The sequence below is a fragment of the Providencia sp. genome, assembly GCF_040396775.1.
Taxonomy (GTDB): Bacteria; Pseudomonadota; Gammaproteobacteria; order Enterobacterales; family Enterobacteriaceae; genus Providencia.
On sequence record NZ_JBEBNT010000001.1, the window covers coordinates 160,371 to 183,397 of the forward strand.

Annotated in this window: 20 protein-coding genes; 11 read left to right on the top strand and 9 right to left on the bottom strand. The window is 39.7% G+C overall.

The window, feature by feature from the left end:
* Positions 1-13 precede the first annotated feature (13 nt).
* The 6 genes from oppA to ABWP91_RS00785 all read left to right on the top strand — a co-directional run bounded on the left by oppA (position 14) and on the right by ABWP91_RS00785 (position 7,116).
* On the top strand, positions 14-1,654 hold the full coding sequence (oppA, locus tag ABWP91_RS00760; RefSeq protein ID WP_353241559.1) for an oligopeptide ABC transporter substrate-binding protein OppA: 1,641 nt from the start codon (positions 14-16) through the stop codon (positions 1,652-1,654).
* A gap of 67 nt (positions 1,655-1,721) precedes the next feature.
* Positions 1,722-2,642, top strand: coding sequence for an oligopeptide ABC transporter permease OppB (gene oppB, locus ABWP91_RS00765; RefSeq protein ID WP_219247737.1), 921 nt, complete (start codon positions 1,722-1,724; stop codon positions 2,640-2,642).
* A 13-nt stretch (positions 2,643-2,655) separates the two neighbouring features.
* Complete coding sequence (gene oppC, locus ABWP91_RS00770) at positions 2,656-3,564, top strand: oligopeptide ABC transporter permease OppC (protein ID WP_206086128.1); 909 nt, start codon at positions 2,656-2,658, stop codon at positions 3,562-3,564.
* Between the two features lie 11 nt (positions 3,565-3,575).
* Positions 3,576-4,565, top strand: a complete 990-nt coding sequence (locus ABWP91_RS00775) for an ABC transporter ATP-binding protein (protein ID WP_353241560.1) — start codon at positions 3,576-3,578, stop codon at positions 4,563-4,565.
* On the top strand, positions 4,562-5,563 hold the full coding sequence (oppF, locus tag ABWP91_RS00780; protein ID WP_219247739.1) for a murein tripeptide/oligopeptide ABC transporter ATP binding protein OppF: 1,002 nt from the start codon (positions 4,562-4,564) through the stop codon (positions 5,561-5,563). The genes ABWP91_RS00775 and oppF overlap by 4 nt, the downstream gene beginning before the upstream one ends.
* Positions 5,564-5,739: 176 nt before the next feature.
* Positions 5,740-7,116, top strand: coding sequence for an SMI1/KNR4 family protein (locus tag ABWP91_RS00785; RefSeq protein WP_353241561.1), 1,377 nt, complete (start codon positions 5,740-5,742; stop codon positions 7,114-7,116).
* Positions 7,117-7,151: 35 nt separating this feature from the next.
* Here ABWP91_RS00785 and ABWP91_RS00790 read toward each other — a convergent pair whose 3' ends face one another.
* Together ABWP91_RS00790 and cls are read right to left on the bottom strand one after the other, a co-directional pair.
* Positions 7,152-7,484 carry an HI1450 family dsDNA-mimic protein gene (locus tag ABWP91_RS00790; RefSeq protein ID WP_353241562.1) on the bottom strand — a complete coding sequence of 111 codons (333 nt, stop codon included), beginning with the start codon at positions 7,482-7,484 and terminating at the stop codon, positions 7,152-7,154.
* A 22-nt stretch (positions 7,485-7,506) separates the two neighbouring features.
* A complete protein-coding gene (gene cls / locus ABWP91_RS00795) occupies positions 7,507-8,967 on the bottom strand; it encodes a cardiolipin synthase (RefSeq protein ID WP_353241563.1) in 1,461 nt (486 codons plus the stop codon).
* A 291-nt stretch (positions 8,968-9,258) separates the two neighbouring features.
* Here cls and ABWP91_RS00800 point away from each other — a divergent pair, with 291 nt between their 5' ends.
* Together ABWP91_RS00800 and ABWP91_RS00805 are read left to right on the top strand one after the other, a co-directional pair.
* Positions 9,259-9,432, top strand: coding sequence for a YciY family protein (locus ABWP91_RS00800; protein WP_206086122.1), 174 nt, complete (start codon positions 9,259-9,261; stop codon positions 9,430-9,432).
* Positions 9,433-9,558: 126 nt separating this feature from the next.
* Positions 9,559-10,278, top strand: coding sequence for a TonB family protein (locus tag ABWP91_RS00805; protein ID WP_353241564.1), 720 nt, complete (start codon positions 9,559-9,561; stop codon positions 10,276-10,278).
* Between the two features lie 69 nt (positions 10,279-10,347).
* On the opposite strand, the gene yciA is transcribed toward ABWP91_RS00805, so the two are convergent.
* A complete protein-coding gene (gene yciA, locus ABWP91_RS00810) occupies positions 10,348-10,776 on the bottom strand; it encodes an acyl-CoA thioester hydrolase YciA (protein WP_353241565.1) in 429 nt (142 codons plus the stop codon).
* A gap of 290 nt (positions 10,777-11,066) precedes the next feature.
* On the opposite strand from yciA, the gene ABWP91_RS00815 reads away from it, so the two are divergent.
* Entirely contained in the window at positions 11,067-11,264 is a 198-nt protein-coding gene (locus ABWP91_RS00815) for a YqaE/Pmp3 family membrane protein (RefSeq protein WP_353241566.1), read from the top strand.
* Positions 11,265-11,323: 59 nt separating this feature from the next.
* Here ABWP91_RS00815 and ABWP91_RS00820 read toward each other — a convergent pair whose 3' ends face one another.
* Positions 11,324-11,881, bottom strand: a complete 558-nt coding sequence (locus tag ABWP91_RS00820; protein ID WP_353241567.1) for a septation protein A — start codon at positions 11,879-11,881, stop codon at positions 11,324-11,326.
* Between the two features lie 225 nt (positions 11,882-12,106).
* On the opposite strand from ABWP91_RS00820, the gene ABWP91_RS00825 reads away from it, so the two are divergent.
* Positions 12,107-13,888, top strand: a complete 1,782-nt coding sequence (locus ABWP91_RS00825) for a SulP family inorganic anion transporter (RefSeq protein ID WP_353241568.1) — start codon at positions 12,107-12,109, stop codon at positions 13,886-13,888.
* An 86-nt stretch (positions 13,889-13,974) separates the two neighbouring features.
* Here ABWP91_RS00825 and ABWP91_RS00830 read toward each other — a convergent pair whose 3' ends face one another.
* On the bottom strand, positions 13,975-14,730 hold the full coding sequence (locus tag ABWP91_RS00830; RefSeq protein ID WP_353241569.1) for a YciC family protein: 756 nt from the start codon (positions 14,728-14,730) through the stop codon (positions 13,975-13,977).
* Between the two features lie 417 nt (positions 14,731-15,147).
* Between ABWP91_RS00830 and ompW the strand changes: the two genes are divergently transcribed.
* A complete protein-coding gene (gene ompW / locus ABWP91_RS00835; protein WP_272539867.1) occupies positions 15,148-15,786 on the top strand; it encodes an outer membrane protein OmpW in 639 nt (212 codons plus the stop codon).
* A 328-nt stretch (positions 15,787-16,114) separates the two neighbouring features.
* On the opposite strand, the gene ABWP91_RS00840 is transcribed toward ompW, so the two are convergent.
* From ABWP91_RS00840 to trpB, 4 genes are all read right to left on the bottom strand, one after another.
* A complete protein-coding gene (locus ABWP91_RS00840) occupies positions 16,115-17,794 on the bottom strand; it encodes a ShlB/FhaC/HecB family hemolysin secretion/activation protein (RefSeq protein ID WP_353241570.1) in 1,680 nt (559 codons plus the stop codon).
* A 532-nt stretch (positions 17,795-18,326) separates the two neighbouring features.
* On the bottom strand, positions 18,327-20,483 hold the full coding sequence (locus ABWP91_RS00845; RefSeq protein WP_353241571.1) for a two-partner secretion domain-containing protein: 2,157 nt from the start codon (positions 20,481-20,483) through the stop codon (positions 18,327-18,329).
* A 500-nt stretch (positions 20,484-20,983) separates the two neighbouring features.
* Complete coding sequence (gene trpA / locus ABWP91_RS00850) at positions 20,984-21,790, bottom strand: tryptophan synthase subunit alpha (RefSeq protein WP_353241572.1); 807 nt, start codon at positions 21,788-21,790, stop codon at positions 20,984-20,986.
* Positions 21,790-22,980, bottom strand: a complete 1,191-nt coding sequence (gene trpB / locus ABWP91_RS00855) for a tryptophan synthase subunit beta (protein ID WP_353241573.1) — start codon at positions 22,978-22,980, stop codon at positions 21,790-21,792. Before trpB ends, trpA begins: the two co-directional genes overlap by 1 nt.
* Positions 22,981-23,027: the final 47 nt, after the last annotated feature.

Genomic DNA, 23,027 nt, shown 5'->3' on the forward strand with positions numbered 1-23,027 from the left:
AGTAACCGATAAGATGAGTAAACTAATCAATAAATCGATTATTGCACTTAGCGTAACCGCTGGGTTAGCGATGGGGTCAATGGCAAGCAGTTTTGCTGCGACGGTTCCAGCAGGTGTTGAACTTGCTGAAAAACAAGTGATGGTGAGAAATAATGGCTCAGAGCCACAATCTTTAGATCCACACAAAATCGAAGGGGTACCTGAATCTGCTTTAGCGAGGGATCTGTTTGAAGGTATCACCATTGTTGGGCCAGACGGGGACATTTTACCCGGCTCAGCAACCAGCTGGGAAAATAAAGGTTTTACCGAATGGACGTTTAAAATTCGCGATGGGGCAAAATGGTCAAATGGTGACCCTGTCACGGCAGATGACTTTGTTTACAGCTGGCAGCGCTTAGCGGATCCAGATACCGCATCCCCATATGCAAGCTACCTACAATATGCCCATATCAAAAATGTTGACGATATTATCGCTGGCAAGAAAAAACCAGAAGAACTGGGTGTTAAAGCCCTTGATGATAAAACATTAGTGATTTCTCTCAGTGAAGCTGTGCCTTATATTCCTAAATTATTAGCGCACTCATCCATGTCGCCAGTAAACAAAAAAGTAATTGAAAAAAATGGTGCGAAATGGACACAACCGCAAAATTTTGTTGGTAACGGTGCGTATAAACTGAAAGATTGGACTGTTAATGAGCGTATTGTATTAGAGCGCAGCCCAACCTACTGGGACAATGCAAATACAGTTATTGATCAAGTGACTTTCCTGCCAATTTCCTCTGAAGTGACTGATGTAAACCGCTACCGAAGTGGTGAAATTGATATGACATACAGTAACTTACCGATTGAGCAGTTTAAAAGCTTACAACAAAATATGCCCAATGAGTTACGCGTAAATCCTTATCTGTGTATTTACTACTATGAAATTAATAACGAAAAACCGCCATTTAACGACCCGCGTGTTCGTGAAGCGTTAAAACTGTCGATGGACAGAGACACAATTACCTATAAAGTGAAAGCGCAGGGGGATATCCCCGCTTATGGTTTTACTCCACCATTCACCAGTGGTATGAAAACTGAGAAACCAGATTGGTACGCCAATATGACTCAGGAACAGCGCAATGAAAAAGCCAAACAATTGCTGGAAGAGGCGGGATACAACAAAGCAAACCCATTAAAATTCAATTTACTGTATAACACTTCAGACTTACATAAGCGCATTGCGATTGCCGCGTCTTCTATGTGGAAGAAAAACATTGGTGCAGACGTTAAACTCGAAAACCAAGAGTGGAAAACCTTCTTGGATAGCCGACATCAAGGTAACTATGATGTTGCCCGTGCAGGCTGGTGCGCAGACTATAACGAACCTTCCTCGTTCCTGAACATGCTGCTTTCTTACAGCAGTAATAATACTGTTCACTATAAAAACACCGACTTTGACGCAGTAATGAAGAAAACATTACAAGTGAAAACGGACGAAGAACGTGCGGCCTTATATCAACAAGCTGAAAAATTACTCGATAAAGACTCAGGAATTGTTCCGCTTTACTACTACGTTAATACCCGTTTGGTGAAACCGTATGTGGGTGGTTATAGCGGTAAAGACCCATTAGATAATTTACATACTAAAGATTTGTATATTATCAAACACTAATAACAATGCTCTGGCTCCGAAAGGGGCCAGATATTAGCCTAATGGGCAATAGAAGTAGGAACGAGCAATGCTGAAATTCATTTTGCGTCGGGTGCTTGAGGCTATCCCGACTCTTTTAATTCTCATTACCATCTCATTTTTTATGATGCGCTTAGCGCCGGGTAGCCCGTTTACCGGTGAACGTAAGCTACCACCTGAGGTCATGGCAAATATTGAAGCCAAATACCATTTAAATGACCCAATGTATAAGCAGTACTTCAACTACCTTATTCAACTCTCACAAGGTGATTTTGGACCTTCATTTAAGTATAAAGACTATAGCGTCAATGACTTAGTGGCGAAAGCGTTCCCAGTTTCCGCAAAACTAGGGGCAACCGCCTTTGTGGTCGCTGTTTTATTTGGTGTGACGGCAGGGGTTATCGCCGCCCTTAACCAAAATACAAAATGGGATTTTACAGTCATGGGGTTTGCCATGACAGGGGTTGTCATCCCAAGCTTTGTTGTGGCACCACTTTTGGTGCTGATATTTGCCATTCATTTGAAATGGCTCCCCGGCGGTGGCTGGGATGGTGGTAATTTGAAACATATGATCTTGCCGATGGTGGCACTGTCATTAGCCTATATTGCCAGTATTTCCCGTATTACTCGCGGTTCAATGATAGAAATTATGCATTCCAACTTTATCCGTACCGCACGTGCTAAAGGCTTACCGCTAAGAACTATCATTCTACGCCATGCATTAAAACCGGCGTTGCTCCCAGTGCTTTCCTATATGGGGCCAGCATTTGTGGGGATTATTACTGGCTCGATGGTAATTGAAACCATTTTTGGTTTACCAGGAATTGGCCAGCTATTCGTTAATGGTGCGCTTAACCGTGATTATTCCTTGGTGCTGAGCTTAACCATTTTAGTTGGGATATTAACCATTACGTTTAATGCCATTGTCGATGTGCTGTATGCTGTCATCGACCCGAAAATTCGCTACTAATCGGAGAAACGCTATGATTTCGAATCAAAAAAATAGTGAAGCTCTGGCGAATTTTTCAGAGCAACTGGATATTGAAGGGCGCAGTTTATGGCAGGATGCTCGTCGCCGTTTTATGCATAACCGCGCCGCGATTTTTAGCCTATGTGTATTGTTTTTAATCACGTTATTTGTGATTTTTGCACCGATGCTATCACCATTTTTATATGACGATACCGACTGGGAGATGATGTCTATGCCGCCAGATATGGCGACAGGCCATTATTTTGGTACCGATGCTTCAGGGCGTGACTTGCTAGTGCGTGTTGCAATTGGTGGTCGCATTTCGCTGATGGTCGGTGTTGCTGCTGCGCTGGTGGCAGTAGTGGTTGGGACGTTATATGGCTCACTGGCAGGCTATGTCGGTGGCAAAGTCGACTCAATCATGATGCGCTTATTGGAAATTCTAAATTCATTTCCATTTATGTTCTTCGTTATCCTCTTAGTGACCTTATTTGGTACTAATATCTTATTGATTTTCGTCGCAATTGGTATGGTGTCTTGGTTGGATATGGCACGTATTGTACGTGGTCAAACACTGGGGTTAAAACGTAAAGAGTTTATTGAAGCGGCATTAGTTTGCGGTGTCAGCACACGGCATATTATTTTACGTCATATCGTGCCAAACGTATTGGGTGTGGTGGTGGTGTATGCATCGTTATTAGTACCAAGCATGATCTTGTTTGAATCATTCCTGAGCTTTCTGGGATTGGGCACACAAGAGCCACTTAGTAGCTGGGGCGCTTTACTCAGCGATGGGGCAAACTCAATGGAAGTGACACCGTGGTTATTATTGATCCCAGCTGGCTTTCTGGTTATCACGTTGTTTTGTTTTAATTTTATCGGCGATGGCTTACGTGATGCCCTCGACCCGAAAGACCGATAGGGGGAAATGTTATGTCAATGAATTCAACCAAAAGCCCTCTATTATCGGTTAAAGATTTGAGTGTGACGTTTTCCACTCAAGATGGTGATGTTACGGCGGTCAATAAACTAAATTTTGACTTACGAGCTGGCGAAACCTTGGGAATTGTAGGGGAGTCGGGTTCAGGGAAGTCACAAACGGCATTTGCTTTAATGGGGCTACTGGCCAAAAATGGTCGAATTAATGGCTCGACGATGTTTAATGGCCGTGAAATTCTTAATTTAAAAGAAAAAGAATTAAACCGGATGCGGGCGGAAGAAATTTCGATGATCTTCCAAGACCCAATGACGTCATTAAACCCTTACTTAAAAATAGGCACGCAGCTATCTGAAGTGTTGATGCTCCATAAGGGCATGGGGAAAAGTGAGGCATTTGAAGCTTCAGTGAAAATGTTGGATGCAGTCAAAATGCCAGAAGCGCGTAAGCGCATGAATATGTATCCCCATGAATTTTCAGGTGGAATGCGTCAACGGGTGATGATTGCCATGGCACTATTGTGCCAACCAAAATTACTGATTGCGGATGAACCGACAACGGCGTTAGATGTGACGGTACAAGCGCAAATCATGACGTTGCTGAATGAATTGAAAGATGAGTTTGATACGGCGATTATTTTGATCACCCATGACTTGGGTGTTGTAGCGGGTGTCTGTGATAAAGTACTGGTGATGTATGCGGGACGTACCATGGAATATGGTACCGCAAAAGATATCTTTTATCAGCCATCCCATCCCTATTCTCTGGGATTGTTAGCAGCGGTTCCACGGCTTGATGGGGACGATGAAAGCCTTGCAACCATACCAGGTAATCCACCAAATTTATTAAGATTACCAAAAGGTTGCCCATTTTCACCGCGCTGCCAATATGCAACCCAACAATGTGTAGAGAGTGAACCTGCCTTATCCTCTTTCGCACAAACCCGTCTGCGTGCCTGCTTTAAGCCTATGGAGGAATTAGTATGACCACTCATGAAAATAGGCCTGTTTTATTGGAAGTGAATGACTTAAAAGTGCATTTTTCCATTAGGGATAAAAAACAGTGGTTTTGGCAACCCGATAAAAGTTTAAAAGCGGTGGATGGGGTGACACTTCGTTTATACGAAGGGGAAACCTTAGGTGTGGTTGGGGAGTCTGGCTGTGGTAAATCCACCTTTGCTCGTGCCTTAATTGGCTTAGTCAAAGCAACAGATGGTACGGTCAGCTGGTTAGGTCAAAATCTATTAGGTAAAAGCGATAAAGAATGGCGCAGTGTGCGCAGTGATATCCAAATGATTTTCCAAGATCCTTTGGCATCATTGAACCCTCGAATGACCATTGGCGACATTATTGCTGAACCGTTAAAAACCTATCACCCAAAAATGCCACAATCGCAAATCACCGAAAAAGTGAAAGCGATGATGATGCGTGTGGGGTTATTACCGAACTTGATTAACCGCTATCCCCATGAGTTTTCTGGGGGACAGTGCCAGCGAATTGGTATTGCTAGGGCGTTGATATTAGAGCCAAAACTGGTTATTTGTGATGAGCCGGTTTCTGCTCTGGACGTATCTATTCAGGCGCAAGTTGTGAATTTACTGCAAGAATTACAGCGCGAAATGAAATTATCGCTGATATTTATTGCCCATGACTTAGCAGTGGTTAAGCATATTTCGGACCGAGTATTAGTGATGTACTTAGGGCATGCCGTGGAATTAGGGACTTATGATGAGGTCTATAATAACCCGTTACACCCGTATACTCGGGCGCTCATGTCAGCTGTTCCTGTGCCAGACCCTGACAAGGAAAAAAATAAAACCATTGAATTACTAGAGGGGGAATTGCCATCACCGATTAACCCGCCTTCAGGTTGTGTTTTCAGAACTCGCTGCCCATTGGCAGATGAAGGGTGTGCCAAAACACGCCCACTATTAGAGGGCAGTTTTAAACATGCGGTATCTTGTTTGAAAATCGATCCACTATAATGTTTTTAAAGCACAATTAACTTAAAAAGCAGAGTCGATTGGCTCTGCTTTTTTGTTATTAATCTTAAAAATAACGTTTTTAGCCGTGTTCAGATAATTGTTAATGAACAATGGATGTAAAATATGTTAATAAATTAGTTATTCATATAAATAATTAAATAAGGGCTTAAAAATCAATGGTGACTGATTTTTCTCAGGACGAAGAGGCGATTTTACGCCAATGGCAGCAGATTAATGAACAGTATCCGGACGACGTATTAGCTCGAATTCGAGAAAAAATCCCACTGGTTAAACAAGTGGATAGCGAGTTAGACCTATTTGGTGCAGACAGTCATGAATATGAACTAAACCCTGTCATTGCTTTAGCTGATATTGAAAAATGGCAAAAGCGAACAGGGGCGACATTACCACAAGATTTTGTGCAGTTTTTAACACAAATTGGTAATGGGGGGCTAGGGCCTTATTACGGCATTGTCCGTTTTGAAGACAGTGAAAGCCGCTTTGATCAAACAGCGGCTTTACCTTCTATTTTAAGCCCTGATATGAGTGAAGAGGAATGGCAAAAACTGACTTTCCTTGATGAGGATTGCAGTGATGAAGAATTCGATGAAAGAGAAAATTATATTCACCAAGGTATTTTTTACCTTGGAACCTGTGGATGTGAATATGATTTATTATTAGTGATTACTGGGGAATATGCAGGGCGAGTGATATACACAAATGGTTGGTGTGACTCACCAAAGCCTTATATTTTCTCTCATGAAAAGAGTTTTACGCAATGGTATGAACGTTGGTTAGATGAAGTTATTCAAGGCTATGAAACCAGTTGGTTTGGTCATCGATTGGGAGGTAATGAACAAACACTTCTTGCTTTATATTCGCAAGGGGATAGTGATATTAAAAATATTGATGTTCTCAATGGATTAACCAAGTTGCCTCGATTATCAAATGATGGTGCTTTATTTTTAGAATCAATCATTAAGAGTGGAAATGGTGAATTAAGCCAAAAAGCATTAAGCGTGCTGGCGAAGTTTTCTTTTGATGTATCAAAACCCTATTTAATGGATGCATTGAAGAGTGAGGATCGTGAACTTAATAAGCTCGCTGTTCAATCTATCTTTTGGTACCAAAAAAACCAATTTACAGGTTATCAATCACTGATATTATCACGGTTAGCACAGACTGACTGTGCTGATTTTGTGAGTTTCTCAGGGTATATTCTCAAAGAAATCAAGGATGTAAAAGTCGAGAGCTTTCAACATCTTTTTTGCCATAATAACCCAGATATTACGGTTGCTGCACTTTATGCCGCCGCCGCAGACACTCAATTGGCGACAAAAATAAGTCAGTATTTTTCCGCAATGATTTCTGATAACCCTCGAGTAGCGTTAATCGCAGTCCAAGCTTTTATTCGTACTGAGACCGTAACCCCAGAGGGGATTGCTTATTTAGAAATGGCGTGGCAGAAATACCCGAAAGAAAAAGATGAATATATTCGAAATAACATTTTTCGATTTGTTAAGAAATTTGCTATTGAAGGTGATTTTACTTAGCAATAAAAGAGGGGCGAATGCCCCTCAATTGCTTGCTATTTTTTCCACAGAATATGATGGAAAGGCTCTGTGGGATGGCGGCTAATTAAGACACGAGCAAAAATATCGTCAAGTTCGTCATCGGGACTTTTTGCTAACCCAATAATCACTTCACTGAACTGGGATAAATTTACGTCATTCGCCAGAATACCTTGCCAACTATCCGTTAAATCCACAATTTCAGCCGCACCCAACTCTTCAAACTGTAAGGCAAAAATCAGTTGGTCAGCAGGCTCTAGGTTATCCATTGCACCATCGAGGAAAAGGTCATAAGCCATTTCAATGATATCGTCTTCATCGATTAAATGTGTATTGTGTTTCTCAGTCATGACCTTTCCTAATTCATTTACGCTATAACAATGGGCTAAAGAAATAACAAACACGCTCAACCACACGGTTCCAGAATGGGCGTTGTTCCCATTCTTCAATTTCTAAACGTGTCGAGCGAGCCATATAATCATACTGAACTAACGTCAGATCGCTACCAAAACTTTTATCATCGATAACGACAGTGATTTCAAAGTTGAGCCATAAACTGCGCATATCGAGGTTAACAGAGCCCACTAAACTGAGTTCGCCATCAACTAAAACACTTTTGGTGTGCAATAAGCCATCTTCAAATTGATAAATTTTTACGCCAGCTTCGAGTAATTCACTGTAAAATGAACGGCTTGCCCAGCGAACGAGGAACGAATCATTCTGCCTTGGCATGATAATACTGACATCCACACCTCGCATGGCAGCGGTACAAATCGCATGCAGTAAATCATCGCTAGGGACAAAATAAGGCGTCGTCATGATCAGCTGCTTACGAGCAGAAAACATGGCGGTCATCAGCGATTGTTGAATGAGTTCATCAGGGAAGCCAGGGCCAGATGCGATAGTTTGAGTTGTGTGCCCATTGGCTTGCTCAAACGGCATAATATTGCTGTCAGGCGGCGGTGGCAAAATACGTTGGCCTGTTTCCATTTCCCAGTCAAAGGCATATACAATCCCTAATGTAGTACTCACAGGGCCTTCCATACGCACTAAAATATCAATCCACTCGCCGACGCCAGAGTCTTGTTTAAAATAGCGAGGATCGACCATATTCATACTTCCCGTGTATGAAATATAGTTATCTATAATGACGATTTTGCGGTGTTGACGTAAATCCATTCGGCGTAAAAAGAAACGCATTAAATTGACTTTTAGCGACTCGACAAACTCAATACCTGCTGCACGCATTTTTGCAGGGTAATCACTGCGAAAAAAGTGCCAACTCCCTGCAGAGTCAACCATAATACGACACTTAACACCTCGTTTAGCCGCATTTAACAGAGCTTCCGTCACGCCATCGACTAAACCACCAGGTTGCCAAATATAGAACACCATTTCGATAGAATGTTGTGCATTATTAATGTCATTTACAATGGCTTTTAATGAATCTTCGCAAGTGGTTAATAGCTGGATGCGATTTCCTTTAACCCCAGCGATGCCTTGGCGTTTTTCGATAAGTTGAAAAAGTGGTTCTGCTACTGAACTGTTTTCACTAGAAAAAATATGTTTTGAATGACGTAAGTTTTCGAGCCATGTCGCGACAGAGGGCCACATATGGTGGGCTTTATCAACACGGCGTTTCCCTAAATGAAGTTCACCAAAGGCGACATAGGCAATGATCCCAACTAAAGGAAGGATATAAATAATCAACAGCCATGTCATTGCGGAGGTCACCGGCCTTCTTTTTACTAAAATGCGAACAGTGATCGCTGCAATAAGTAGCCAGTAAAGGAAAAATAGAAGCCAACTCATAAGGGTATAAACAGTTGCCATAATGGATTAAATGCCTCTCGCTAATAGGGAAATACCATCAAAAAAAGAAGTTTTACCTGAAAAAATAGTGAGCAATATATTAACTTAATAGAATTTAGCAAAATTTTGCAGTAAAAGCTTTGTGTAATAGACAATTCATAAGGAAATAATAGTTTCGTTCATTAATAGTTCATGATTGAGACTAAGCTGCGGTCCTGAAAGGGCTATCTACAAGTTCTTCTTGGCTCTTTTTTTCAAAGGAATATAATATTTTTCTCGCATGATTTTTTCATAAAAAAGGGCAAAAAAAAAATGAGACGTAGTAGGCATGAAGTCGGTCGCTGGAGAATGTTAAGGCAAGTGCAACGTCGTCGCCGACGCTGGCTAGAAGGGCATTCAAGACGCAATATGCACATTTATGCGATGCGCAAAATCGACATTTATCGCCGTCGACACTCACTGCTTTTTACTCAATGGGTTGAGTAAGGTTATTAAGGCGCACATTCACATTTTTCACTTTGTATGACAAACCTTATTGAATATGATTGCTATTTGCATTTAAACTAGCGACTATATTCTTTTAGGTAGACAGGTGTAGGGTAGAAATTGCATATGCGTTGGATCCGTTGGAGTTTAATAATCGTCATCTCGTTATCTATTCATGCTGGCCTTGCGATGGCATGGATTTTTAATCAACCTAATTTGGCGAGGGACCCTGAGCCAATGACGATTGCGATGGTTGCTTTTGCTGCCCCTGAACCTGCTTCAGAGCCTGTTCAGGAAGTTGAAACGCCTGCCGAGCCTGAGCCAGAGCCGATTATCGAACCTGAACCCGAACCTGTGGTTGAACCGGCAATTGTATTACCAAAGAAAAAACCTGAAGTGAAGAAAAAGCCAAAACCAAAACAGGAAGAAAAGAAAAAAATTAAAGAAGATGTGAAGCCAGTTGAAAAACAACTTGCGATGAATAACATCAAATCAGATGCAACGGCACCGAAAACCAACAATAACCCTGTCACGACGGCGAAAAATACCGGGGCGAGCAATAGCCAGTCTACTGCGAAAAGTGGCCCAAGGGCGTTACATAAACAAGCTCCTGTTTATCCTGAACGCGCGCGCCGCTTAGGGAAAGAAGGCTATGTTAAAGTGCGTTATGATATTGATGATGGTGGTCGTGTGACGAATATTGAGTTTGTTGAAGTGTCACCTAAAGGCTTGTTTGAGCGAGATGTTAAACGTGCAATGAACCGTTGGACATTCGAAAAACAACCAGCAAAAGGCTATGTCACAGAAATTTACTTCAAACTTGATGGTACGGTTAGTCAAGTATAATTTACTGATTAAGATAATAAAAAAGCACCTTATATTAGGTGCTTTTTTATTTGAGAATGAATAAGATGATTATTCAGTGATTTGTTCAGAACTGGCTAATTGAAAATGCTGTTTTTCGGTTGGTAACTCGCGCGGAGTATTGTCATCATTAACCGCCACATAGGTAAAGACCGCATCGGTAGCGCGGTAACGCTGGCCTACAGGTTGAGTTGCCACTTTTTTCACCCACACTTCAATATTAATCGTAATTGAGCTTTTACCCGTTTTTAAGCAACGCGCATAGCAACAGACAACATCGCCAACGGCGACAGGTTTTTGAAATTTTATGCCATTCACTGCGACGGTAACAACACGGCCGAGCGCAATTTCTTTTGCAAGAATAGCACCGCCAATATCCATTTGTGACATTAACCAGCCACCAAAAATATCACCATTGGCATTTGTGTCTGCTGGCATGGCTAGGGTTCGTAAAACCAATTCACCGTTTGGTAATTGCATATTTGACTCTTATTAAAAAAGGGAATAAAAACGTCTAGTTAGCTTTATAGCAAATTACCGATACTCAAGTAAACTCTAAGTACTGACTTATTACTCAAGTATTATCAATAAAACGTATTTAGCCAGTAAAACACAATAAATAGAGCAAAACATCGGCGTGCAGTGTTTAATTTCGACTGAAAGTTAGAGTTATGCAAAGAAAACGCTAGAAGTGTTTTTTATATTTAGTCAATTGATTAGATTACCTATACTTAAACCATAAACCTTTGATGAGTATTTGAGGAGAATTTATGAGACTCATTTTGGCAATATTATTACCGTGGTTGCAATTTTTTACGATTGGACGTCCGTTTGCCGGAATAATTTGTTTGATTTTACAACTGACGTTAATTGGTTGGTTACCCGCTGCTATCTGGTCTGTATATGCATTATCACAGTACAGTACGGATAAGAAGATTGAAAAAGCGTTTGGACAAAACCGAGATTAGTTTAAAAACAAAAAAACCTGCTAATCAGATTAAGCAGGTTTTTTAATTCAACGAAATGATTATTCTTCGTGCTTTTCAACCGCTTCTTTGGTCATATTTTTGAAAATATACACCACACTTAATACAGTAAAAATCAGCGTACCCGCTGTTAGCCCAAACACCTTGAAATTGACCCAAATGTCTTGTGCCATCCAAAAGGCGACATAGATATTTAATACCGCACAAAAAATAAAGAAGATAGCCCAAGCACTATTTAGTTTGTTCCAGTAACTGTCAGCTAATTTAATTTCTTGGTTACTTCCCAGCATGCGTTGAATTAAGGGTTTTTCAGTAAACCACTGGCTAAATAATAACGCGATTGCGAATGCACCATAAATAATAGTGACTTTCCATTTAATGAATGCATCACTGTGGAAAATCAGCGTTAAGGCAGCAAACCCCATCACAATAGCACAGGTAATTTTAGCGACTTTTTCGACTTTTTTATAAATAAGATAAGTAGCTAACAACGCGAGTGGCGTCGTGACCATTAAGGCCCCACTGGCGTAAAAAATGTCATATCGCTTATACACGATGAAAAAGATAATCAGAGGGATAAAATCAATAAGTTGTTTCATAACAGTGAATACAGCGCCTCAACGTCAAGATAATAGAGTAGTTTAACCGATATTGGCATTAATTGTTAAAAGTTTGCACCTTTTTACCAATAAACATGCCTTGTTACCAATCATATTTGCACAATTTTACTATTATTTGACTTACTTCTAGATAAACTTTATTAGTTCGGATATAAATAAGGTTTTGGATAATTTAACTTACTAATTTATAGGTGTTTTTCCTCGATGATAAAGGCGAAGCTATTTGTCTGGATGCCCGGTTTAGAAACGCTGTTTAACTATCAGCTTTCAGACTTAGGCCCTGATGTGAAAGCAGGATTGTCTGTTGCGGCAGTGGCATTACCTGTTGCGATTGCTTATGCCGAATTAATGGGGGTAAACGCCATTGTTGGCTTGTATGCTTGTATCCTTCCGATGTTTTTTTATGCACTGTTTGGTACATCGAAGCAACTAATCATCGGCCCCGACGCGGCGACCTGTGCGGTGATAGCAGCTGCGGTTGCGCCGCTTGCGATGGGGGATGAGAATGTTCGCTGGCAGTTAATCATCGTCATGAGTTTGATGACAGGCATTTGGTGCTTAATTGCCGCGCGATTTCGCTTAGGAACCTTTGCCGATTTTCTCTCTCGCCCGATACTACAGGGCTTGCTAAATGGTGTAGCACTAACCATCGTGGTGAGCCAAATGGGTAAAATTTTTGGTATTACCACATTACCTGCGGGTTTTATTGAGCGCCTTATTGCGTTTCCTCAATCGATAACACAAACACATATACCAACTTTATTGGTTGCAGCGGCAACATTAGCAATCACATTAGTTATCAAACGAGTGCGCAGTAAGTGGCCATCATTATTGATAGCGATGGTTCTCGCAACGCTTGCCAGTATTGTTTTTAATCTTGAGCAGTATGGTATTAGCATTGTTGGGGATCTCGGCGAAGGGCTACCTTCTATACCCATGCCTGAGTTTCCTCCGGGGCTGTTACGAGACTTAGTTATCCCCTCAATGAACTTGGCGGTCATTAGCTTTGTGAGTTTCATGATGACGGCGCGTAGTTTCGCCAGTAAAAATGGCTATGCCATTGATGCGGATCAGGAACTTCGCGCGTTAGGGATAGCCAATATTGCCTCTGCATTCTCCCAAGGTTTTGCGGTGAGCGCGGCAAGTAGCCGTACTGCGGTTAACGATATGATGGGCGGTAAAACACAGCTAGTCTCTATTGTTGCGGCCTTAACGATTTTAGCTGTATTGTTATTTTCTATGGATTTATTGGAATATATTCCGATGCCTGCATTGGGAATGGTACTGGTTGTTTCGACTTTCTCTCTAATTAGTTTTCGCAGCATTTTATCCATGCGTAAGCGTAATAGAGAAGCTTTCTTCTTATGTGTCTTTACGTTAGTGGCTGTACTGCTCGTTGGGCTAATTAGTGGAGTGGGCTTAGCGGTATTATTAGGTTTATTGCAGTTTATCCGAGTGATATTTAGGCCGACTGACCAACAACTTGGTGTGGATGAGCAAGGAATGCTACATTCGATAACATCAGATAATGATATTCAACCAATTGAAGGCGTATTAATTTACCGTTTTAACTCTCCGCTGACCTACTTTAATGTGAATTACTTTAAAGAACGGCTGAATAAGCATTTAGATAACCAATTAAAGAGGCCTGCTTGGGTTATCGTCGATGCCGCGGTGAGCTTTACCCATAATGATGTAAGCGTATTTTCAACCCTTAATGACATTGTCACGTCTTTGAAAGCGAAAGGCGTCACATTGGTGTTGGCAGGTCGCCGTACCTCAATTAAACGTTGGCTAGAACAAAATAAAATTAGACGCTCAGATGATGACTTATTAGTTGTTCCTGATATTTATTTTGCAATTCGCTTGATTCAAAGTAAGCAACAAATTCAAATCAAATGTGTCGAAGACAGAAAAATGCAAGAAGAGAAGTGTAATGTAGAACAACAAGGGGATGGTGAAGATGTAGCTGAGTCGCTTACCTAAAAATAAAGCCACATTGAGACATATCCGAATTAATTAAATTGGAAATTAAAAGGGAGCCATTTGGCTCCCTTTTAAAATAGACATTATTAAGCGTTTTTATTGACTAGCATGTATAAGCGATAGAAATAAATTAAGGCGAAGGCAGCAACGATATTATTTAGGAGGAATGAAATACCGTTAAGGACAATGTGGTTCATTTGTAAGCTGCTTAATAACACACTCACCAGCATCTGTGTCGCCATCCAAATTAAAATCATTGGCAGGGCAACACGCCAGTTTGCATAAGCCATTTTCCAGCTTTTGCCCATCGCGCTAAACGGGTTTGTACGCTCATTAATTAAGATTGCTGGGGCTAAAGAAAAACCAATTGCGAGGACAATACCAGGAAGCACCATAATCGTGATGCCGAGTTGAACGAGGAGAGAGCAAACAACCAGTAGCAAAAGCATCGAAGGGGCTTTGCCTAATGAAGCGCTAAGTGCTTGTGTCGCATTCATCGCTTCACCGCGGGACATTCCTGCAATATAGGATAAAGTACCACAGATAAGCACTAAGCTGCCTAGCGTGACAGATAGAATTAACCCAAAGGAAACACGCAGGATGCTGCTTTTGTCTTGTTCTGAAAGGCCTAATATCCAATCTTGTAAACCTGCATTCCCTGACTCAATCATTTGGTTCTGTGCTTGAGCAAGCACACCAATCATTTGTTCATTCGGGATCATCATTGCGTAAATCACGAGGCTCACCGCCGTTGCTAATACAACAATGGTGAAAAGGCCACTCAGTTGATTTTTGAAAAAATTAACGCTGTCACTGATGAGTGAGTTGGCCGAAATGGACATTTAACTGCTCCTATCTACAAACGGGATCAAAATTTTAATGCAATTGTAACCGAGTATCAGACATAGAGGTAGAGAAAGATAAGAAAATTCGGGAAGTTAACGTCAGTATGTAAAGTGAATCATTCTCAATATTTAACCAAATTAATTGAAAGGGCTAATTAAAATTACTTAAATTGCATTTTAAATATATGTTTAATGTATGGAGAAAATATATAAATTTAAGGATCAAGTTTTTATTTTATTAGTTATTTTCCAAAAATTGATTTAAATCAAAATTAAAAAAAGAATAGATGGAATAATAAAACCATATTTATTGGATTACCTATAAATTGGTAAAAGATGTGATCTTGATTTGAACATCAATTTATATAATGCGATATATTTTACTAAAATAAAAACACAGGAATGGGATTGATAATGAAAAAACTCACTGCGCTTGTATTAGCGGCTGCAACTTTAGCTCCAGCTGCTTCTATTGCTCATGAAGCTGGCGATTTTATTTTCCGTACGGGGACAGCTACAGTTCGCCCAAATGCGGGATCTGAAAACGTATTAGGCTTAGGTTCATTTGATGTTAATAATAATACGCAATTAGGTTTAACCTTTGGGTATATGATTACTGATAATATCGGTGTGGAATTATTAGCGGCAACGCCATTTGAACATAAGGTAGGCGTTGGCCCATTAGGTAATATTGCAACTGTTAAACATTTACCACCGACATTAATGGCACAATATTATTTTGGTAGCAAACAAGATAAACTGCGTCCTTATTTAGGTGCAGGTGTTAACTATACCTTCTTCTTTGATGAAAAATTTAACTCAACAGGCAAAGCTAATGGCTTGTCTGACTTAGATTTATCAAGCTCATGGGGCTTTGCGGCACAAGCAGGTATGGACTATATGTTGACTGATAACTGGATGTTGAACGCATCAGTTTGGTGGATGAATATAGAGACTGATGTGAAATTTAAGCATGAAACATTAGGCCAGCAAAAAATTGACACTCGTTTAGACCCATTTGTATTTATGTTTGGGGCAGGTTATCGCTTCTAATAAATTTGATAGGATGCAATACAGGTTAATACCTGAATTCTGATGGAATAGAGTGCAGTAGGAAATCCGGGGATATTTATATTCCCGGATTTTTCGTTTTTTCATTTTATTAAAAATTAAAACACACAATTCTGTAACAATTAAGTCACATAAGTGGGTTTTAAACTAAGTTTGAATTATTCTTATTTAAGAAATTAATCTAATAAAATTGTAAAGAGCGAAATGATAAGTCTATTTAATAAAGTGCGGTAACAGTCACGAAATTAAATAGAAAACCAAATGCGAAGTAAGCAGCATTTGGTTTTAAGTATCAGAGTTTAATTATTTTTTACCAAAACCATTGAACATTTAACCCTGCGTTGACGCTATTGGTTTCATATTCGTCAGGCTTATACAGAGGGGCGCCTAAAAATAAGTCATAACTGAAGATATTCACATTTCCACGCATACCAATTGCCGTTCCTAATAGTTGGTCATCGGAATAAAGACCAAGAGGGTATACACCGCCAAATACACGGCCATAGTCGAGCGCATAATAAGGATAGAAAGAAAAACCTGGAATATAAAAGTTAAATTCATTTCTTAAATAGAAGCCTTTATCGCCAATGAGCGAATACTCTTCATCAAAACCACGCACTGTCCAGCGATTACCCAACGAAAACTGATCTTGAATGGTTAACCTATCCTTAGTGTATTGTAAAAAGAATTGCGGGTTGTAGCTCATCACGAAATCATCAAAAACGATTGGGATCATACCTGAAACATCGAGCGTATATACACGAGCCATATGGCTTGCGTCTCCATATTTCATATCCCAACTTTGCTCGGCGCCTAGCCAAGGAACATTTAGCTGATAATTAAGGGAAGCATCCAACGTGGCGTTATCAATGTTTTGTCGATGGTTTACGCCAGCCTTAAACGTGGTTAAGTTACGCTCTTGAGATAAGAGTTTAACATCTTCCAGCTTGTATTCTGATTTTCGCTTAATTAACTGAATTGATGCGGTATCTTTGAATGTTTGCCCACGTAGGAAAACATTACTGGCGGTGGCATTGTAATATTTGCTGTCACCGTAATATTTATAACTAACGACGTCTTTAATAGTTTGCTTGTAATCACTTTTGCTGGCATAGAGAGAAAAAAGCCAATAATTGTAGGGAACAGCATAGTAAATTGCAGCATTACTTGTACTGTATCGCTCTTGGTTTTTCAGGTTTTTTCCTGCGGAGATATATACGGTGTCATTCAGACTGGTCAGATTATTACCATAGATTGTCACACCGACTTGGTCTTTACCCGTTTGGCGGCTGCCTGAGTTATTGTAATAACCCCCGACGTTAACATGGGGGGATTTTTCCCTTTGGATAGTAATATCGGATGTTGAAAACTCTTTGCCCGGAGATAATTCAATATTTGCTTTAGCGCCAGGGATACGTTCCAAGTTTTCCAAACCCTGTTCAATATCGCGAATATTCAGAATATCGCCTTCTTTTGCTGGCATGATAGCACCCAGCGTAATATAGGTATCACTATCTTCAGATAATTTTACGTTAGCAACTTTGCCCGGAATAATTTCTAACGTCAAAATACCTTCGCTGATATTTTGCTCGGGGATATTCACTCGGGTGGTGACATAACCTGATTTAATGATGTTATCTTGCAAGCCTTTAGCGAGTATTTCGACACCTTTAATGCCAATGCAGACACCGACCACTTGGTTTGCATAAGCTTCAAGAGGGCGCATTGATGGTAATTTTGGTTCAGAGACGAGAATAACTTTTTTCATATCAAAACAGTGTTCTTCATCGTCAAACAACAAAATATTGTTTGCCCGTTCTTGTTTTTTTCCTAAGACATCTTTAGCGTCTAACTGAGTTTGTTGTTGACGAGATTTATCTTGGCTAATCTGGTTATTAATTTGCTGATTAACAGCCTGTGAGGGATCGCCTGCAACATAAAATGGAAATGTGAGCAGAGTACCGGATAAAAAAAGAAAACGAAAATTCATGTTCACCACTTTTATTCTTGAATGAAAACTAAAAAATGAAATTAATAATATTTCTTAGATAAAAACATATTATTTATTAAATGAGATTTTTCTTATTTCATCTATTCTGACTGAAAAGGCCTTTCATCTACATATCCCTATGTTGTTTTTTTTAATTAAAATAAAAAGCCCATTAAATTATTAACTGCTAAATTATGCGATAAAATAGATCTTAATAAAAATTAATTATATTTATTAAGGTTGAAGGCTAAATAAAAGCGCTTAGTGTTGATTAAATTAAAATAGCAACGCAATCTTTTGTTTTTAAATTAATATGTGATTATATCAAAGGGTTAAGTAAAATCCTAAAATGGAGTAATTAGGTGTTTTTACTTGATTTTATTTTTTTAAATAGTGATTTTAAATGGTGAGTGTTAAATGAATTTAACTAAATATCATTTTCACTGACTACTTTTTAGTTATTTTTTGTTATTTTAAATAACTCTGAGTTAGGATGGAAAAGAGGCCGATTTAGGCCTCTTTAGGTTGATGATTAGTAATAATTAGGCGTATTCAAAATAATAGTCGAACCCAAAATCTGTCCAGATGGGCTATTATAAATTACAGGGCTTGTGATTTTAGTCGTTCCATTGGAACTTAAGCGACCACCATTATTATCAACGCGAGAGAATGCATCAATAATTAAGTCTTTACCTGCGGTAACTAAACCAGAACAGATGTTATTTAATTTGTTAACATCCAATTTCACCGTATTTGCACCTTGAATTTTACCATAACGGTTGTCTAAATCATTTCTCAGTTTAATATTGATATTACCTTTAGTACCTGTTCTTTCGCTCAGGTTTGCAGTGATAACACCAGAATAGTTATTTAAGCTATTTGCATTAATGGTCACTGCACCATCTTCCGCATTAATACCACCTGTTTTACCTGCGACACCGAATTTACTTGCATAGCCGTTAAAGCCGCTTGCATAGCTATTATCGAGTGAGTTTGTGTTGATAACAACATTGTTGTCAGCGGTAATCAAACCACGGTTGTTTGTAACATTAGTTGCTTTAATATCTAAGTTAGTTCCTTTGATATAGCCGTATTGGTTGACTAAGCTATAAACATCAAATTTAGATTTACCAGCACGGGAGACTAAAGAACCTTGGTTATTAACGATATTGGCTTTAATATTTAACGCTTTCCCACTATCTATTGCTGCATAAGCATTGTTCATTAGAGTATGAGATAGCGTGATATTTGTTTGGCCATTAGTGGTTTTGATGAGTGAATTCGTGTTTTGTAATGTTTCAGCATCCATATCAATACGGCGTTTTGCCGCAATTTCACTGCCTCCATCATTAACAATTGCGGTACGTGCATTAATTGCAATATCACGACCTGAAATTGTTGAGTTACTGTTTACAACTTTACCCGCATTGATGGTTACGTTATTGCCTGAACGGATCCCTCGGTTATCTGTATTAATAACGTTATTACGTAAGTTGTAATAGTTCTCAATGGTACCCGTTGCACGAACATCAATATCGCCACGGTTAGTTTTGATTGAGCCGTTGGTATTATACAGGTTAGCGGACACAAGCTTGATATCTTGTTGTGCTTCAACAATAGCACTTCGGTTATCAATATTTGCCCCTGTTGTTAACGCAATACTGCCGCCATTGGATTTAATCTGGCCATTAACATTACTTAAAATGCTATTGTTAGTGTTGATATCAATATCACTGTTACTCACGATTTGTGAGTTGTTGTATAACCCTGAGTTAGTTTTGATATTGATTTTACCGTTAGCATTCATTTTGGCATTTTGATTATAAACAAGGCCTTTTGAATCGATATTAATCCCGCCAGTACCTGCAACCATGGTGCCATAGTTGGATACGCCAGTACCACTTTCAGTTGAAACTAACGTGATTTTATCCGCATACATACCACCTAATGCGGACACATCAATTCCAATACGTGCTGCAGAACCTATACCTTGAACGTTGGTGACATAATTGCCTTTTGCATCAACAAAGTTATTACCTGCAACAATGTTGATTTCTTTAGCATTGATGTCGCCACGGATCACTGCTGAACGCGCAATGATATCGGTTGGTGAATCTGATTGCAGGCGACTATTGATGATGATCTGGCCTTTTTCTACGTTATAACCAAGCACATCACCACCCGCGACAATCGTTTTACCTGTTGTCAGAGTGACGCGGTCTGTATTAATAAAACCACAGTTATTACACGTAATACCTGATGCGTTAGCGACAATAACTTGGGCTTTCTGACCTGCAACTTCAACCATGCCGTTGAGGGTACTTGCTTGGTTAGAGTTAACTTCATTGAGAATAACTTTAGCAGGGCCGTTACCGTTATTTAGATTGAGGTTACCATTGATTTGACCACCTAGAGTGGTATTCGTATTGTTAGCACTGTTATTCAGAATAACGCCTTTCTGATCAACATCAAATTGGCTATAGATGTTATGAGAAACGCCTTTATCGCTTGCACCTTTGATATGAACGATGGTAGGGCCGTTATTTTGGTTCATCACACCCGCACCATTAATATTGGTGATAGCAGCTTGGGCGACTGAAACTGATCCTAAAATAACACATACACTTAAAAACAGAGGTTTAATCTTCAGCGCAGGTTGGCTGATAGCTTCATAATTAAGTTGTTTCATAAATATCCCTAAAATTGACTATAGATAAAATTAAAAATAGCTAATTAAAATTCCATTAAAGCGTAAGGATTATGCGTTATTATTATTTGTAATAAAATTTAATTGTACTTAAGTTGATTGGGGTGAATATTAAAAGAATAAAGTGGTCTTATGTATGGCATGAAAGTTTTTTATATTAAAATAAATTGAAATTTATTATAATTCAATGAGTTGAGGTTACTCTGAAACGGACGCTATAAGGGTTGTTACTCGGGTATTAACACGTAATCATGATGTTGGTTAATAAACCAATAATTCAATGTTATTTATGTTTATTAAGAAAAAGTGCGTAAATTTATAATTGAAATTAATAATGTTGATGTTTGTAAAAATTAATTATAAAAAATACTGTAATAAATAAAAACAATTTAGATAAATAAATGAACAATCAATCCGAATATAGAGTATTAAATAATTAAAAAAGCCATCCAGTAAATTGGATGGCTAAAGTTTTAAATATATTATTTTTGAGTGGCTGCTTTCATTTTAATCACAAACTCCGTCAATGTTTTAAGCATGACATCTGGCCTATCAAGGTTATTTTCAATGATTTTAACCACCGCCGAACCTGAAATCGCACCCGCTGCGCCATTTCTGATTGCTTCAGCGACTTGAGGGGGCTCTGAAATACCAAAACCTTGTAGCGCAGGCGCAGCTTGATATTGTTTCAGTTTATCGACCAAATGTGTTAATGGCATCTGAGCGCGTTGTTCAGTACCCGTCACGCCTGCTCTTGATAACAAATAGGTATAGCCACGGCTATGTTCGCCAATTCGTTGTAATAACGCATCGTCGCCGTTAGGAGGGCAGATAAAAATAGGCGCAATATTATGGGAGAGGGCAGCATCACGAAAGGGTTTGGATTCACTCATCGGAACATCTGCAACTAAAACGGAATCAACACCCGCTTTTTGGCAACGAATATAAAAGTTTTCGATGCCATTTGTGAACACAAGGTTTGCATACACTAATAAACCAATCGGTATGGTCGGGTGTTTTGCGCGAATACGGCTGAGTAATTCAAAGCAAATTGTCGGTGTAATTTCGCTTTTAAATGCGCGTAAATTTGCATTTTGAATAGTCGGGCCATCCGCCAACGGGTCTGAGAATGGAATACCAATCTCCAATGCATCAGCGCCACCTTCAATTAAAGCATCAACAATTTTTAGCGAGAGTTCAGCATCGGGGTCACCTAAAGTGACAAAGGGAACGAAAGCACCCTGATTTAGGCTATTTAGACGTTCAAAAAGTTGGTTGTAACGTTCCATTAGATTTCCCCTTTGCTAGCTAAAATATCATGCACAGTAAAAATATCTTTATCGCCGCGGCCCGATAAATTGACAATTAATAATTGCTCTTTATTGGGTTCTTGCTCTGCCATTTTTAACGCATAAGCCAAAGCGTGTGAGGATTCTAATGCAGGGATAATGCCTTCTTTACGAGACAATAGCTTAAATGCATTTAACGCTTCATCATCCGTAATAGAGACATATTCTGCGCGACCAATACTGTTTAAATGTGCGTGCTGTGGCCCAACAGAAGGAAAATCTAAACCTGCTGAAATTGAATACGATTCTTCTATTTGCCCCTCGCTGGTTTGCATCATTGGAGACTTCATTCCAAAGTAGATGCCAACGCGACCGTGTTTTAACGGCGCGCCATGCTGACCTGATTCAATCCCTAAACCCGCAGGTTCAACGCCAATGAGATTGACATTTTCTTCAGGGATAAAAGACGCAAACATACCAATTGCATTAGAACCACCACCAATGCATGCAATGACGGCATCGGGTAAACGGCCTTCTTTTTCAATAATTTGCTGCTTTGCTTCATCCCCAATCATGCGTTGGAATTCGCGCACGATGGTTGGGTAAGGGTGCGGGCCTGCTGCGGTGCCCAGTAGGTAGTGCGCTTTATCGTAGCTACCAGACCAGTCTCTCAGCGCTTCGTTACAGGCATCTTTCAGAGTGGCGGAACCACTGTGGACAGGAATAACCTCTGCGCCCATCAGTTTCATACGAAATACGTTAGGAGATTGACGTTCAACGTCTTTAGCCCCCATGTAAATACGGCATTTCATGTTGAGAAGTGCACAGGCTAAGGCTGTTGCAACACCGTGTTGGCCAGCACCTGTTTCAGCGATAATTTCTGTTTTACCCATGCGTTTAGCCAGTAGTGCTTGGCCTAATACTTGATTCGTTTTATGTGCGCCGCCATGAAGAAGGTCTTCACGCTTTAAATACAACTTCGTTTTGGTGCCAACGGTGAGGTTTTTGCACAGAGTCAATGCTGTCGGGCGACCGGCGTAATTTTTAAGGAGATCGTGGAACTCTTTGATAAATTCGGCGTCATTTTGTGCGGTAATAAAGGCATCTTCTAATTGATTGAGTGCAGGGATTAAAATCTCTGGCACATATTGCCCACCAAACTCACCGAAATACGGATCTAATTTGCTCATTATTTGTTATCCATCTCATCAGTTAAAACGTTATTTATTGGTTTAGT

Bases quoted from the DNA above. Each gene is read 5' to 3' on its own strand.
- oppA (WP_353241559.1), top strand. From the start codon at position 14: ATGAGTAAACTAATCAATAAATCGATTATTGCACTTAGCGTAACCGCT.
- oppB (WP_219247737.1), top strand. From the start codon at position 1,722: ATGCTGAAATTCATTTTGCGTCGGGTGCTTGAGGCTATCCCGACTCTT.
- oppC (WP_206086128.1), top strand. From the start codon at position 2,656: ATGATTTCGAATCAAAAAAATAGTGAAGCTCTGGCGAATTTTTCAGAG.
- ABWP91_RS00775 (WP_353241560.1), top strand. From the start codon at position 3,576: ATGTCAATGAATTCAACCAAAAGCCCTCTATTATCGGTTAAAGATTTG.
- oppF (WP_219247739.1), top strand. From the start codon at position 4,562: ATGACCACTCATGAAAATAGGCCTGTTTTATTGGAAGTGAATGACTTA.
- ABWP91_RS00785 (WP_353241561.1), top strand. From the start codon at position 5,740: ATGGTGACTGATTTTTCTCAGGACGAAGAGGCGATTTTACGCCAATGG.
- ABWP91_RS00790 (WP_353241562.1), bottom strand. From the start codon at position 7,484: ATGACTGAGAAACACAATACACATTTAATCGATGAAGACGATATCATT.
- cls (WP_353241563.1), bottom strand. From the start codon at position 8,967: ATGGCAACTGTTTATACCCTTATGAGTTGGCTTCTATTTTTCCTTTAC.
- ABWP91_RS00800 (WP_206086122.1), top strand. From the start codon at position 9,259: ATGAGACGTAGTAGGCATGAAGTCGGTCGCTGGAGAATGTTAAGGCAA.
- ABWP91_RS00805 (WP_353241564.1), top strand. From the start codon at position 9,559: ATGCGTTGGATCCGTTGGAGTTTAATAATCGTCATCTCGTTATCTATT.
- yciA (WP_353241565.1), bottom strand. From the start codon at position 10,776: ATGCAATTACCAAACGGTGAATTGGTTTTACGAACCCTAGCCATGCCA.
- ABWP91_RS00815 (WP_353241566.1), top strand. From the start codon at position 11,067: ATGAGACTCATTTTGGCAATATTATTACCGTGGTTGCAATTTTTTACG.
- ABWP91_RS00820 (WP_353241567.1), bottom strand. From the start codon at position 11,881: ATGAAACAACTTATTGATTTTATCCCTCTGATTATCTTTTTCATCGTG.
- ABWP91_RS00825 (WP_353241568.1), top strand. From the start codon at position 12,107: ATGATAAAGGCGAAGCTATTTGTCTGGATGCCCGGTTTAGAAACGCTG.
- ABWP91_RS00830 (WP_353241569.1), bottom strand. From the start codon at position 14,730: ATGTCCATTTCGGCCAACTCACTCATCAGTGACAGCGTTAATTTTTTC.
- ompW (WP_272539867.1), top strand. From the start codon at position 15,148: ATGAAAAAACTCACTGCGCTTGTATTAGCGGCTGCAACTTTAGCTCCA.
- ABWP91_RS00840 (WP_353241570.1), bottom strand. From the start codon at position 17,794: ATGAATTTTCGTTTTCTTTTTTTATCCGGTACTCTGCTCACATTTCCA.
- ABWP91_RS00845 (WP_353241571.1), bottom strand. From the start codon at position 20,483: ATGAAACAACTTAATTATGAAGCTATCAGCCAACCTGCGCTGAAGATT.
- trpA (WP_353241572.1), bottom strand. From the start codon at position 21,790: ATGGAACGTTACAACCAACTTTTTGAACGTCTAAATAGCCTAAATCAG.
- trpB (WP_353241573.1), bottom strand. From the start codon at position 22,980: ATGAGCAAATTAGATCCGTATTTCGGTGAGTTTGGTGGGCAATATGTG.